The sequence below is a fragment of the Dysgonomonas termitidis genome, from assembly GCF_054657735.1.
Window position 1 is genome coordinate 974,990 of record NZ_BAAHYD010000001.1, and the last position, 12,818, is coordinate 987,807.

Consider the following 12,818-nt stretch of genomic DNA (forward strand, 5'->3'; position numbering starts at 1 on the left):
ATCTTTGTTTCATAGTCCTGTACGCCTACGGCCTTGAATGTGGATGCGTCGAGCTTTACCTGTCCTACAAACTAAAGTCCCTATTCATCATATTGATATACATCCTGTCGGCTGACGCGCTCTGGAGATATGAATACGGCATGACTAACAGCATCAGCCCACCCGGATTCAGCAGCCAGTATGCTTTGTGTGTATAAAAATGCTGTGAACGGACGTCTTCTATGGTCAGGTTAAAAGGCGGGTTACCTAAAATGATATCGAATTTCATCTTCGGGTCATAGAACCGCATGTCGTCTACCGATATATTGGCGTCCGGATACAGGCGTTTAGCCACCTTTACCGCATCTTCATCGATATCGAAGCCGTAGGCATTATATTCATTGGGAAGGTGGTTGTAAAAATTCCCTATTCCACAGCACATATCGAGCACTGTATCGGATGCTGCCGGCGCCGCCAGCTCTACCATTTTGCGGCAAACATCATGGGGCGTGAAGAACTGGCCTTTTTCAATGGCCCTTTTTGCTTCGGCGTATTCATGGTAGTTATCGAAATCGTCCCGGTGAAGGCCATGGAGGCCGCCAATGCCGGTGTAATTATTGTATATCTCCGCATTGGTGTAGTCTTTCCTGCCCTGTAAGACGGACATAAGTATTTTCTCATTCAGCCCGGCCCGCTTGTTTTGGGGAATGGTATTTTCTATAATGGGGTATTTCATATTTCTCAGGAAGCTTTTTTAACGGCAGGATGAATGATCGTCAGTAATTTCTCCCCGCGGAAGATGTAGTAGGTTTTATTATCCCTGCCGGAGCTTGCCCTGACTTCTTCCCATGTGTGGAATTCCTTTTCCGATAGTGTCTGGTAACTGCAATCAGGCTCATAAGTATAGACAGTTAGTCCGTCCATACGTGTACTTTTTTGCAGTACCGATGCATCGATAGTCTTTATATTTTCTTTATGGGAACCAACAAGGATATACCACTGGCCATCATCGAACAGGAAGCAACAGTTCAGGCCTGAACGGCAGTCCCGTTCGAGTTTCTTTACAAAATCTTCTTCCGAATCCGCAAACTGGGTCCCGTGTTTTCCGGGGCTTAGTTTCCTGTCACGGATAATAGCTTCACAGTTAACCAGATCATCCTCCCCTTTCGATTTTTTATAGGGTGATGTGCCCAGCCAGTGGAGGTTGCCCAGCTCGATCAAAGTATTTACCTTTCCGGGTGATTTGTAGAAGTTTCTGAGTGTTGCGACAATTTTATCGAACTTATGTTTGTATTCCGTTGATACGGATATATAGCGGATATTCCCGCTTTCGCTTTTCATTCCTATTAAGAGGCTCATGTTTATTTTTATTTAATTGGTTTTGAATAGTATTAAAGACTAGGGAGTAATCCCGGTTGAAGTTTGTAGTGGCATAAAAAGAGAAACCGTACCAACAAAATTGCTGATACGGTAATAATCATATTTTTTCCGGTTATTAGAACTTTATCGATTCATATACACTGTTTATTTCATCCTGCCGCAGTCCGATATACACTTTTGTGATTTCCAGGCTGGAATGACGGAATATGGCGTTGAGCAGTATAAGCGATTCCGCAGATCGGTTATTTATCTCGTAGACATAGCGTCCGAATGTTTTGCGGAAGCTGTGGCTGGAGAAATTCCTGATGGGGATTCTGTACTTATCCCTGAATTTCCGCATCGATTCATTGATATGGGCAATGGAATAGGCTGCCCTGTTTTTAGGGTTATACAGTAACAGCTGGTTTATATCCGGGCTGTCCATGTTTTGATAGATTCCTGCAATCATGTCCCTTACATCCTGTTTTACGGGGATTCTCCTCGGCTTGCATTTCTTCCTGGTTTTGTGCTCCGTCAGGATTACTTCATTCTTGTTCAATATCTCAGACCAGCGCAGGTTACGGACATCCGTTATCCGAAGGGCAAAGTAGAATGACACAATACAGAATAGCTGCCACCTGTATTCTTTTTCCATCTCTAATGCGTTGATTAACCTGTTGAAATCCTCAAAGCTGAGAGGCTCTGCTGTTGTTATTGATCCTTTACGTGACATAGGCTTTATTAAATAAAAAAAGCAGACCTTTAGTATCTGCTTTGGCTGTTTTAAAATACAATCTGATTTATATCAGGTTATCATTGGGAATTTCTTCGCCGGAATAAGGATTATAGATTTTACAGGAGGCTATGGCTTCGGATTTCACTCCGAATAATCCCTGGTCGACAGAATAGAAAACTTCAAGGACAATAGGTATATGGGCTATGTGTTCTTCCGCTTCCTGTTCTGTCATGCCGGATTTATGGATTAACTCATATTTCTTACGTTCATAGGCTGCCGGAGTTTTTTCTTTTGTAAGCCATATTTCAATCGTATCTCCTTCCTCTTCCTTAATATGCAGTGGTTGTTCTTCGTTATTCATTTTTCTGAATGTATTTTGTTGAATATTTTTATTTCATCGGAGAAGTTACTGTTTTTTTCGACTATTACCATCATATATTTCACAGGCTCGTTTCACAAGCATTATTCTATAACCATCACTCAGGTCTGCGTAGTATTTCTCTGCCGCACCACAAGCTGTGTCTTTTGCAAACTTGCACCATTTCTCCCAGAAATGAGGTGATTCCCAACTAAATATCTTTTCGCATTCTTCTTTGCACCATGCATTCCACATATAAAAAAAGTAACTTGAGACTATGTTTTCTTTGTAAGCCTCTTCATTTTGCGGTTTGATAACATCGAAGGTGAATATTGTGTCTTCCTCTTTTTTATTGAGGTGGTAACCGAGATGCCTGACCATATCGGCAAGTACATCTTTTTCTATTTCGTATAACTGAAGACTTGGACCGCCATAATATCCGAACAGGATAACCTGCTGTTCGAAAACTTCCATATACTTTGCTCCCCAGTAATCTGAGCCGTCCTGATTTTCAGAAAAGTTCAGTTCCTCGCCAATATTCAAATCTAACAGGCGCTTAGCTAACTCCAGAACGGTACATTGCCCGGTTGGTCGTTTTTCGGGGTGTTTGTTATGTAGCTTATTCATTGTTTTATATTTATGTTTGGGATTGGGTTCCATATCAAATTCATCTTTCAGTACTTCGTCAGAGAGATATTCAGTTGTTTCAGGGTCCGGTTTTGTTATAGTCGCATATTCCGGATTGATATCCAATTCATCGACTGTTGTTTCTTTCCGGCTTTCGTTTATCCATTGTAAAGCCCCTTCGAAATAGCAATGCGGACATTTATCCGCCCCTGTTGGTACCAACATATTTACTTCGCATTGGTTACAATGCACAAGGTCGCCACTATAAGCATAGAGGTAAATGATTTTTATATCAGTCATTATCTGAAATTTTATCTGATAATACCGTGTACTTCGACCAGGAGAAGATCTTCTTTCCACTTTTGTTTTATCTTTCCATTTCTAATCTGGTCGTAGATTATTTTAATATCATCTTCTTTACCGGAATAAAGTGTCCCGGCATTATCTATAATTCTCCACATAATTAGTTGTGTTTTTCTATAAGGCGTTTGTAACTTTTGTCATTTAACCAGAGAGTTGCGATTTGATCAACCACATTCATGGCCTGTTCGACGGTTGTAATTTTTGAACAACCGAAAAAACATCCTGTGAAAGAATAATCACTATCCGCACCGCAACTGAAAGTGTAGGTAAAATTTTTCCTGTCTATTACATATATTTTACCCCTGCGGCATTTCCTGCTCCACACGTCTTCCTTGACTACTTCACGGTTGTAGTAGTCGTTTGTTTTTGTCCATTGTGCCATAATGAATGTATTATAATTTAACAGGTGGATGTTTTTCCCTTAAAGTCTGAAGGATCTTCATATTCATGATTCAGCCATTTAACGGCATCCTCTTCGAATTCGAACTCTTCAATATTGCAATTGCCTGAGTTATTGTCAAATGCAATGAATACATTGCCGTCCTTATAATGGCCGTCACAAAGACCGTATTTATTGACTGCATAGTCTCCGTCTGCCAATTCCCAACGCGGTTTTTTAGGATAACCATACTCCAGGTAATATTCGAGGGAATGATATTCCCTTTGCCCTTCTTGGTTGATATGCCAATCCTGGTCCGGCTTATATGGAACCTCTGTTAAAAGATAGCTTAATACTTCCCTTGCTTTATCTCCGGTATACCTCATAGCTTTAAATTCAAGTTCTTCCATGATTACTTTATAATTTATCTTTCCACATCTTCGTGAACCGGATTCCAGTTATCAGTATCACAACAGAAACAATAGCTTGTATCAGGATGGCTTCTTCCGTCTTTACTCCCGCATGTCTTACAGGAGTAGTCTTTATCAATGAACGCTGTCAACCCTTTGTTCCTTTCCTTTACAATATTAATACGCTGCTGCAGAATATTTTTCTTGCGCGGGTCTTTGCTCCTGAAATAGTATTTGCACTTTTTGATTTCTTTTTGCATCAGGTCATCCGACCGGGCAATAAGCTCCGGGTTAACATCCTCTGATTTTCGTCCTTTCTTCATTATCATTATTTGTTAATATTAAGCGCATAAACCTTCTTGTTTGCGGGTAATGAAGGTCGTGTCAGGACGCTGGTATTTACCATCGACATAATCATTAGCCACTTTTTTATATGTAAGCCCGCAGATGATACCGCCATTATCCAGAAACCGTATGTCATCATCATTGGCATTGATAACAGGATACCCTTTGAATGTGGCAGGCAGTCCGCTTTCAAATACCACGGCCATGCGGTACCCTTGTTTGAGAAAGGCTTCACAATCATTCCAATTTTCACCGGAGTAGGAAAAAGTCAGGTCATAGTTGGCGTATTTTTTTACCAATTGCATATGTCCGGGAATCTTGGAATAATCGTAGAATTGCAGGTTGGGAAAGATCTGCAGGATATTTTTACCGTCGAGGGTGAATTCCTCCGGGCTAAGGTCTGAGGCGCAGTTTAAGCGGACAGCTAATTGCATACCTGCTTCTTTTGCCTTTTTGGTTGCCTGGCTGATCTCATGTACCAGCAAGCTCATAAATGCCGGCCTGTCCTCGAAAAAGAGCCTTGTCTTTTTGATGCGGGCGTTTTGGATCGTTCCGGCCTCTTTCCTGGCCAGAAATTCTATTTTACTCCTGCCTGATCCATGCAGGCAATATTTACTGCAATTAAACGATTCGGGGCATACATTATAACCGCTGATATTGTACGGCGCCAGATAGAGGCCATAGGTCATTACATTACGATTCAAACTTTTGATAAGTTTTGGAGAGGTTGAGCAAGAACCCAGATAGCTAATGCCTAATTGCCTTTTTATTTGGTTGGAAATTATTTTCTTCATGTTGTTGTATTATTATTTTGGAAACACTGACATCCAATAGGCTTTTGGTCCGAATCGTTCCAGGCCTTTGGTATCCGTGACCTTTTCGACAGTGTATCCCTGTTCTTTTAGTTGACTGATATCGTCCGTATCTTCAATTTTGAATATTTGATAGATATTCTCTTTATCAGGAGATTTTGCAAAGTGCATCCTGAACAGGTCAACAGGCAAGAAGAGGGATGCGTTGCTGCTTCGTGAGGTATTGGATATAAAACCAATATCACAACCAAACAGGAATGCGGTTTCTTCGCTGTACTTAATCCAGACGTATTTCATACAGGACCATTCACGCCTGCATTCGGACTCTTCGCATATCCAGTTACCATTTTCAAATGCACCACAGCCTGCACATAACGGACATGTTGAAATAGAAACTTTACAGGCGTCACCAATAATGGGTATCTGTACTGAACTGAGTTGTTCCCACGAGTCTTCTCCCATTTTCTTAGCCAGTGTAGCCAGTACATCATCACCGGCCAGGTGTGCGTCGTATCCGTATTCAAGCAGGCTATCCCGGTGGATAGTACCCGTGGGGAAATAATTGAGGTCTTCCCGTATCTGGCCAAGTAAAGCTTTTTCCTTTATGTCCAGTTTTTCTTTAGCGGAGAGGTATAGCCGTAGTTTTTCGAGTGTATCTATAAATCGCATCTTTTATTCATTTTCGTTATTATTCAGGAATCTTTCGGGAATAGGAATCTGCATGGCTGTATCGAAGAGTACCTGTTTCGCGGTTTTGCGGTTCCATCTGGCTTTGCCTGCAAAACGGTTAATTAGAGAGGCGCTTGCCTGAATAACCAGACAGCGGTCGATGCCTTCCATGAACTCCAGCGCTTCTTCGAGGGTATAGCCGTCATTCATTAGCGTTTTAGCAAAGACAGATACCTCAGATGTTGTCATTTGGGAAAATCCGGGGAATGTTTTTCTATCCATGTCATTTGAGTTTATTGTCGCGTCCGGGGTGGTTAATTATTCGTTATCTTCTTTCCATTCGATAGCAAGTGAATGGATCTTGGCCAACACTTTCATACTTAGTTTTTCGTATGGTACATCTTCTTCACCCATTTCCTGGTCTGTCTCTTTTGAATAAGTAATAAGGGTTACTTTATCGGCTCCGAACTGTTCGGCCAGTTGTGTTGTATAACTATCATCTTTGACTATAGGAGAGGAATCCGCCATAATACTTGCGGTCGAGAACTTACCATATTGGTCTATAATCTCCTTTATTTCCTTAATGTATTTAGTACGCAGCTCTTCAAGCTTCTGATTTTGAGGCGGCAATAACTTGCCACAGTGAGTACAATAATTACCTTTCCCGGAATTACAGCGTTCGCACTCAACTCCCAGGCCTTTTGTGTAGGCGTCTATGGCTTCATTAGTGATTTTCAGCGATAGAACGGATAATTCAACGGCGGCTTCTTCCACCGTCAGTCCTGTTACAGTTGATTCGTGCCCATCTATAAAGAGCTTTAAGTCTGCATGCCGTAGTATATCGTCACGCTTATAGTATCCGGGAAGGTACTTTTCAATAAAATCCCAGAATTCATCTGTTATTTTTTTAGTCTTTTTCATATCCTATGAAATTTTCATCATTAATAAGCAAGTAGTAATAGCCATTCAGAGTGTCCTTGTATTCGAGCGATAGATATCCCCGGATATCCCCCGGCAAGTTATAAGTATCCCCTTCATTGGTCAATTCAAGGCTGAGTGTCATCTCATAACCACGGAATGGAATCCGGGATGTCCTGTATTCAGCCTTGTTGGCAAGCGCTTCACGGAACTTTTTCGCTTCCCACGGATGTTGTTTCGCGATAGAGCTTAAAGAAATGATCTTACCGGAATTGATACTGCCGCCGCTTATCCCGTTATCATATGCGGACTTATTTTCATCAGCTCCGAGGCATTTACGGATAAAAGGGTTTGTAAAGGTGGCTTTGGCAGCTTCTTTTTTGCATTTAAGGACATGCCTCCTTTCGATTTCTCCGGGTGGCTTTTCTTTTGGAGGTTTTGGGAAATATACCTTGTTTACTTTATCCCAGTCAGAGAAATAATAACCTTTCGTTTTCTTTCCCTTTGCCATAATGCCGATCCTGCCGCATTTTGACCTGAATAATGTCCTGTTCTCGTTACCGTACCTGATTCGTAGCGATGGCGGGTTGTCTTTATTCAAAAGATATTCCGCTGCCGGATGGACATTATTTAATATTTCTGCTGTTTCTGCTATTTGTTGCATAATGTTTTAGTTATTAACCTTCTGCTTGTTTATCAATAATTATATAATTAGATATTCTTTCCGTCCACTGGACATTAGGAAATATATAATTTTAGCGGTTACACATTCGCATGAACTGGTCGGCCATCTCTTCCTGTTCATATTCGTCATCAATGCCAAAATCATAGAACATACCTGAAGCCCGGAGCAGATCGAGGCTGTCCTCGAATGATACGGAATTGTCGGGAGTGTACTTTTCGATCATATCCCAGTGTTCCTGCTCGTGCTTTCTCTCCTGCGACCATTTATATTCGTGGCGATACCAGTCTACAAACTTTTCTTTAGGGATGCGGTATTCTTCTTGCAACTCACGGTATCTTCCGGGTGGAAAAAGTAGCTTCGTATTGATGTGGTTTTGCACTTCCTTTATCAGTCCTTGTTTATCGAATCGGTTGTGAGAGCGTGGAATAAACCAGATTCTATCTTGTTCGTAGCTGCATTTGTATGGGTGGTTGTACTCGATTTGTACTCCATTCCCTCTGATATGTGCAACTATATAAATGGTCTTTCCTTCAAATTTTTGATAATCAACTTCTTCAAAGGTTTCCTCGTTGATATGAAAATAAAAATCTTGTTGCTGTTTATTGAGAAAACGTTCTAACTGCCTCATGGATTGACTATAGATATATGTTCCGGCTCTGCTTTGTCCCCGACTACTCAGATTATTATAGTAATATCTGTATTGATTGCGGGATTTACACTTGAACTGGTCAGGGATATTGAAGTAAGCATTGTAGGCTGCGTCTAAAAGACAGAAATCATAGATTTGCTGGAATGTCATGGTCTTGCTCATAATTACATTGGTCGGCGGAGTGTGATGGTCAGTTACTACTTTGATTTTCTAACTTATTGCAATTGGTTAATACCCGGAGGAACTATACTCTAACTTTTCAGCCTCGACAAGCTTACTGATATAGGGAATAATATCGTCAACCGATGGAACTTCCATGGAATAGGGTTCATGGTTGAGGAAGGAAAGGAATTGCGCTTCAATACCTTTTATCATTTCCAGCCAACCGGGATGGATGAAGCAATTACCCAGTCCGCCGGCCTGTATAAACATAAGCATCCGGTCATCGACCTGAATGGAACGCATATCATAATCCCAGTGCATTATACAATGGATTTCCCTGCCATTGACATTTTCTTTCTTATATATTTTCATCCGGCTATTTATTTAAGTGTTTTTGCCTTGTTTCTATGGGCATTTTTTCTTTATTCACTTATCCGAAGATTTTAGGAATTGCCGGAGCCTGTTGTCGTTCTTATAGGTATGAACATTGTCCTTGTAGTGTACTTCAACCGTTATTTTCCTGGTGGTAAAGTATAAGGGGCAGAAATGATCCCTTGTTTCAGCATAGCGGGTAAAAACAATTCTGACTTTTCGCCTGAGTATTGTCTGCTCCATTTCTATGGTTTCGAGGAAATCTTCATCCCGTACAAACCGGTAGCCAATCTCTGAATCATCGGGACGACAGTAACGGCGAAGGCTGTTCTTATTATCTGTATCTATCCAGTGACGAATGTTTTCAATAACATTCGCGGCATCAGTTTTTGGCAGAGGTGAAAACTCAGGGTCTTTTATTAATTTACTCATAATTGACCATTTTAATCGAGGTCGAATTCGTCCTCATATACTTCTATTTCTTTGCCGCTCCCGTAGATGCGGACAAGCCATTTGTTCCCGACCTGCCTTATCAATTCGATATTCCGGTAGCCCTGATAGGGGTCATTTAGAGTTGCGGTATCGCCTTTTTGTGGTTCTTTTGCCATGTTTTCTTTTGTTATTTAGTTGATATTTCAATACAATTTTCGCTCTCCAGTCTTTCTTTTTCTTTGGTATTTGTTTGGAGATATGGGGTTCGGCAAAATCTTCCGGGTACTTGTCATATAGGGCTTGAGCCAGAGAACATTGGCTCCAGTAAAAATCCAGCTCAATTCTGCCATGCCCTGTGAGATCGGAGAGATATGTCGTGCCCAATTCGCTCATCTGCGTATCACCATTGAGTATAGCATAGCAATACACGATTTCGTTTTCCCTGTCCCAGTTGAGGATAAACCAGTCGCAGCCGGCATAGAAAAAGTGAGCGTAAACGACCAGGCAATCATAATAAGAGCCTCTCTCCGCGATTTGCTCACCGGTGAATGATTGGGATTCTTTGGGTATCTCTTCGATTTCCTTATCGAGCATGTCGATAGTGCTTTTATGTTCATCGCAACATTCAGGGTCTTTTACGATTGCCTGTTGATGCAAGGGCATGAAAAGGGCTACATTTTGAGGTAATTTATTCAGGTTTATCATAACGGTTTGTCTTTTAGTTTATATTCTGTTTATTGACAATAAGAGGTGTTGCCGGAAAAACTGTTCGTTCTCTTTTATTTTATCCTTTAACTGCCTTCCAATCCAGAGTTTCGATGCCATCTGTGATTTGAGCGAGGGCATCGTCCAGGTTATTAATATATACAGTTGCGTTCTTCTGTTTTCCCCAGCGCTTTTCTTCGTCACTGGCCCTTATGTTTACCCTGGCTTTAATCCCGACAATCCCGGTTTTAAGCGTTCTATCCACATGGCCGACAACTTCATCGAGTGTGGCCTGGCAAAAGCTGACCGAGCGTATTTCTTTTGTTTTCAGGTCTTTGATTTCAACCCGGACTAACGGGGTATAGGTTATAGGAGGATATATTTTCATATGCTGGTTATTAATTACTACCGGTTAAGACTAAGTAAAATGAATTGGGAATGTTTACCGGATGGAATAAAAAAAACAGTTACTTGTTAAGTAGCTGCTGGGTTACAAATAAAAAGCCTGTCTGCCCATGTTAAGATCAAGATTTATTATTTACATAGATCAACATACTTTCCTGCAAGCTTTTGCGCTTCATCTGTCAATCCTTTAGCTTGTATCATTCCGACAGCCTTAGCCGCCTCCTTGGCAAAGGATCCGATTAAAACAGGCTGCATATCTTTCTCCTTTAAATACTTTTCTGCTAAGTCAACCATTCCGATCTTCAAATCTAAATCCCTTGCAACCAGGATTTGTATTGCATGGGCCTCGCCATGCGTTATAATTTTATTATTCATTATTATTTCCGAATTCGTTTAAGCGGGTTAAAAAATATATGCCGGCAATCATCCGGTTACATAAGCCATTCGTTTTATATATCGTACCTGAATTCCACCGGGTTTTGCTCAAAATAAATTTCGCAGATAATCTGGTTACGTTCAGCATCGTCTGTAAATGAATCCCAAGTATAGCCGTAGCTGTCTAAGAGTTCAAGTTTTTCCTCTTTGGTAAAATCATCCGTTTCACTGCCACCATGCAGCCATAACTGCCGGTTGGCCAGCAATGCCTTCAGCTCATTATCCGTTTGGGCATCTTCGAGCAGCTTCTTCGGATCACCCATATATTTCAGTAGCAGCCTGCGTTCCGGGGTAGCGGCATCAGGCATCAGCTTATCGTTGTACCAGTTAGGCTCGCAATACCAGAACTCATTATCAGAAATACGGAGGCAGAACTGTAGCTGGTCGGGATCAGTACATTCCAGTGAGGGATTGAGAATATTTTCCATTGTTATTTATTACTTATCAGTCCATAACCGAACCAGTATATATTCCCGTTAATCTTGCCATCGATGAGTGAAACTACAGAATACATATACCATCGTGCGCTGCACATGCTATGATGCTGGGCATAGCGCACAATGTGGTATTGCTTTCCCATATATTCGAAGTCGAGGAGAAAAGTAGTTTTGAAATCCCCCTTGTCTTCACGGCTAACTTTGCACCCATCGGTCATAAAGTGATCGGGATCAATATTCTTGTAGTGATGGTAGTTCCAATTGAGATTATCGAAGTTGGAAAGGTTATCCGGCTTTACTTCTTCAAGCCATGCTGCAAGTTCCGGTGTACCCACTGTAGGTAGGTGCTGGTCTTTGATAGCATTCCAGTACTTTTGGCAAGCCTGTTCGAATGTAGGGAAGCCATCGGGATACAATTCCCTGTCGTTCCCATCGCGGTAATATTCTATCCAATCGGAATTACAGATAACAATATCGATATTTCTTGGAACAGAGTGCTCAGGTTCACAATCCCCTTCGGGGCCTGAACTGAGGTAACTCCAATCTCCCAACTCAGTATCTCGATGGAGCCAGCGGGTTTTGTCATTCTCAGGTTTTGCCTGCCATATTTCGCCGCAGAATCTAGCATCGCAATAATATCTGACATGTATTTCTTTTTTATATTTGTCCATGTTCGGGGGTGTATTTTTTATTCTTTATAAATGATATATCTGTATACAGTACCGTATGTGGTTTTGTCGTTAAACTGGCTGTTGTAAAGGTTAATCAGATTATCCTCCGTACATTCAACCGAGCCAATATAATTACCATCCAAACCATATCTGTCAAGCTCTTCACCTAATAGATTAGTGAACTCAGCTAAAGTCTCTATAGGAGCAATATTTTTCATACTATGTATATTATATTTTCTCCTTTCAGAGAGATGAATAATTGATTAGCAGTCTTTGTTTTCAGGCAGAAATGGAATATCCCATTTTTACAGGAGAATGTTATTATATCTCCAAAATGGTATTTATCATCCACTTTATAGCAAATGTGATTAAAGTATGTTACCTTGTTGTTCATCTTATTTGGTTTTTGTGCGTCTTAGATATAAGCAACACCCACATCATAGCCTGCATTCTGGTATCTTCTTGCATCGCCGGTACTTCCGGCATCGGATTTCCTGCCATGATAATTTACACGGTAAGAGACTTTTCCATCGCGTTCGATTCGTGCAACAGTGGCAGCCCAATAAATACGATTACTTTTACGCGTATCAATAACTTCATCGTTGTCACCGTAAATCGTATATTCATACTTTGTCTTAAGTTACCGAACTGTCATTTTATACGTCTTCATAATCAATGCTTATATTTTATTTGTTTATTTTTAAACCTGTCTTTCGATAATCTGATCGAGGTTTGCACTTGCAGCGTAGAGTAGTCCTACAACGTCTTCGTCGGGATTGCCATCATGATTTTGAGCTTCGTCGTGGATGTGGGCATGTTCTTTGTCCTTGAGTAAGCCTTTAGCCAGATTGTCGCATCTGTCGCGTAAGGCTTCGACGACTCTTAATTGATTTTTTGTAAGTTGTTTCAT

General features: G+C 41.1%; 26 protein-coding genes. All 26 read right to left on the reverse strand.

Annotated features, from left to right (window positions below):
* Nucleotides 1-64: 64 nt before the first annotated feature.
* The 26 genes from ACYQ3L_RS03810 to ACYQ3L_RS03935 all read right to left on the reverse strand — a co-directional run bounded on the left by ACYQ3L_RS03810 (nt 65) and on the right by ACYQ3L_RS03935 (nt 12,818).
* Nucleotides 65-715, reverse strand: coding sequence for an N-6 DNA methylase (locus ACYQ3L_RS03810; RefSeq protein WP_379993931.1), 651 nt, complete (start codon nt 713-715; stop codon nt 65-67).
* Between the two features lie 5 nt (nt 716-720).
* Complete coding sequence (locus ACYQ3L_RS03815) at nt 721-1,338, reverse strand: hypothetical protein (protein WP_379993930.1); 618 nt, start codon at nt 1,336-1,338, stop codon at nt 721-723.
* A 136-nt stretch (nt 1,339-1,474) separates the two neighbouring features.
* Nucleotides 1,475-2,071 carry a tyrosine-type recombinase/integrase gene (locus tag ACYQ3L_RS03820; protein ID WP_379993929.1) on the reverse strand — a complete coding sequence of 199 codons (597 nt, stop codon included), beginning with the start codon at nt 2,069-2,071 and terminating at the stop codon, nt 1,475-1,477.
* 67 nt (nt 2,072-2,138) lie between these two features.
* Entirely contained in the window at nt 2,139-2,435 is a 297-nt protein-coding gene (locus ACYQ3L_RS03825) for a hypothetical protein (RefSeq protein WP_379993927.1), read from the reverse strand.
* 45 nt (nt 2,436-2,480) lie between these two features.
* Complete coding sequence (locus tag ACYQ3L_RS03830) at nt 2,481-3,359, reverse strand: hypothetical protein (RefSeq protein WP_379993926.1); 879 nt, start codon at nt 3,357-3,359, stop codon at nt 2,481-2,483.
* An 11-nt stretch (nt 3,360-3,370) separates the two neighbouring features.
* Nucleotides 3,371-3,520 (reverse strand): hypothetical protein, encoded by a 150-nt coding sequence (locus ACYQ3L_RS03835; RefSeq protein ID WP_379993924.1) that lies wholly within the window; start codon nt 3,518-3,520, stop codon nt 3,371-3,373.
* A gap of 2 nt (nt 3,521-3,522) precedes the next feature.
* The gene (locus ACYQ3L_RS03840) at nt 3,523-3,804 is read right to left on the reverse strand and encodes a hypothetical protein (protein WP_379993923.1); all 282 of its coding nucleotides are present in this window, start codon (nt 3,802-3,804) and stop codon (nt 3,523-3,525) included.
* 17 nt (nt 3,805-3,821) lie between these two features.
* Complete coding sequence (locus tag ACYQ3L_RS03845; protein WP_379993921.1) at nt 3,822-4,211, reverse strand: hypothetical protein; 390 nt, start codon at nt 4,209-4,211, stop codon at nt 3,822-3,824.
* 14 nt (nt 4,212-4,225) lie between these two features.
* Nucleotides 4,226-4,534, reverse strand: a complete 309-nt coding sequence (locus ACYQ3L_RS03850; RefSeq protein ID WP_379993919.1) for a hypothetical protein — start codon at nt 4,532-4,534, stop codon at nt 4,226-4,228.
* 18 nt (nt 4,535-4,552) lie between these two features.
* A complete protein-coding gene (locus tag ACYQ3L_RS03855) occupies nt 4,553-5,350 on the reverse strand; it encodes a GP88 family protein (RefSeq protein ID WP_379993917.1) in 798 nt (265 codons plus the stop codon).
* A 12-nt stretch (nt 5,351-5,362) separates the two neighbouring features.
* Nucleotides 5,363-6,037 carry a hypothetical protein gene (locus ACYQ3L_RS03860; RefSeq protein WP_379993916.1) on the reverse strand — a complete coding sequence of 225 codons (675 nt, stop codon included), beginning with the start codon at nt 6,035-6,037 and terminating at the stop codon, nt 5,363-5,365.
* A 3-nt stretch (nt 6,038-6,040) separates the two neighbouring features.
* Entirely contained in the window at nt 6,041-6,319 is a 279-nt protein-coding gene (locus ACYQ3L_RS03865) for a hypothetical protein (protein ID WP_379993915.1), read from the reverse strand.
* A 36-nt stretch (nt 6,320-6,355) separates the two neighbouring features.
* Nucleotides 6,356-6,958 (reverse strand): hypothetical protein, encoded by a 603-nt coding sequence (locus ACYQ3L_RS03870; protein WP_379993914.1) that lies wholly within the window; start codon nt 6,956-6,958, stop codon nt 6,356-6,358.
* Nucleotides 6,945-7,619, reverse strand: a complete 675-nt coding sequence (locus tag ACYQ3L_RS03875; protein WP_379993913.1) for a hypothetical protein — start codon at nt 7,617-7,619, stop codon at nt 6,945-6,947. The genes ACYQ3L_RS03870 and ACYQ3L_RS03875 overlap by 14 nt, the downstream gene beginning before the upstream one ends.
* A 91-nt stretch (nt 7,620-7,710) precedes the next feature.
* A complete protein-coding gene (locus ACYQ3L_RS03880; RefSeq protein WP_379993911.1) occupies nt 7,711-8,451 on the reverse strand; it encodes a hypothetical protein in 741 nt (246 codons plus the stop codon).
* Nucleotides 8,452-8,517: 66 nt separating this feature from the next.
* Complete coding sequence (locus tag ACYQ3L_RS03885; RefSeq protein WP_379993910.1) at nt 8,518-8,823, reverse strand: hypothetical protein; 306 nt, start codon at nt 8,821-8,823, stop codon at nt 8,518-8,520.
* 54 nt (nt 8,824-8,877) lie between these two features.
* Nucleotides 8,878-9,255 carry a hypothetical protein gene (locus tag ACYQ3L_RS03890; protein ID WP_379993909.1) on the reverse strand — a complete coding sequence of 126 codons (378 nt, stop codon included), beginning with the start codon at nt 9,253-9,255 and terminating at the stop codon, nt 8,878-8,880.
* An 11-nt stretch (nt 9,256-9,266) separates the two neighbouring features.
* Nucleotides 9,267-9,431, reverse strand: a complete 165-nt coding sequence (locus ACYQ3L_RS03895) for a hypothetical protein (RefSeq protein ID WP_379993908.1) — start codon at nt 9,429-9,431, stop codon at nt 9,267-9,269.
* Nucleotides 9,388-9,960, reverse strand: a complete 573-nt coding sequence (locus ACYQ3L_RS03900; RefSeq protein ID WP_379993907.1) for a hypothetical protein — start codon at nt 9,958-9,960, stop codon at nt 9,388-9,390. The genes ACYQ3L_RS03895 and ACYQ3L_RS03900 overlap by 44 nt, the downstream gene beginning before the upstream one ends.
* Nucleotides 9,961-10,039: 79 nt before the next feature.
* Nucleotides 10,040-10,348, reverse strand: coding sequence for a hypothetical protein (locus tag ACYQ3L_RS03905; protein ID WP_379993906.1), 309 nt, complete (start codon nt 10,346-10,348; stop codon nt 10,040-10,042).
* A 146-nt stretch (nt 10,349-10,494) separates the two neighbouring features.
* Nucleotides 10,495-10,740 (reverse strand): hypothetical protein, encoded by a 246-nt coding sequence (locus ACYQ3L_RS03910; RefSeq protein WP_379993905.1) that lies wholly within the window; start codon nt 10,738-10,740, stop codon nt 10,495-10,497.
* 74 nt (nt 10,741-10,814) lie between these two features.
* The gene (locus ACYQ3L_RS03915) at nt 10,815-11,228 is read right to left on the reverse strand and encodes a hypothetical protein (protein ID WP_379993904.1); all 414 of its coding nucleotides are present in this window, start codon (nt 11,226-11,228) and stop codon (nt 10,815-10,817) included.
* A gap of 2 nt (nt 11,229-11,230) precedes the next feature.
* Nucleotides 11,231-11,908, reverse strand: a complete 678-nt coding sequence (locus tag ACYQ3L_RS03920; RefSeq protein WP_379993903.1) for a hypothetical protein — start codon at nt 11,906-11,908, stop codon at nt 11,231-11,233.
* 17 nt (nt 11,909-11,925) lie between these two features.
* On the reverse strand, nt 11,926-12,126 hold the full coding sequence (locus ACYQ3L_RS03925; RefSeq protein WP_379993901.1) for a hypothetical protein: 201 nt from the start codon (nt 12,124-12,126) through the stop codon (nt 11,926-11,928).
* Entirely contained in the window at nt 12,123-12,302 is a 180-nt protein-coding gene (locus ACYQ3L_RS03930) for a hypothetical protein (protein WP_379993900.1), read from the reverse strand. The genes ACYQ3L_RS03925 and ACYQ3L_RS03930 overlap by 4 nt, the downstream gene beginning before the upstream one ends.
* 306 nt (nt 12,303-12,608) lie before the next feature.
* Complete coding sequence (locus ACYQ3L_RS03935) at nt 12,609-12,818, reverse strand: hypothetical protein (RefSeq protein ID WP_379993899.1); 210 nt, start codon at nt 12,816-12,818, stop codon at nt 12,609-12,611.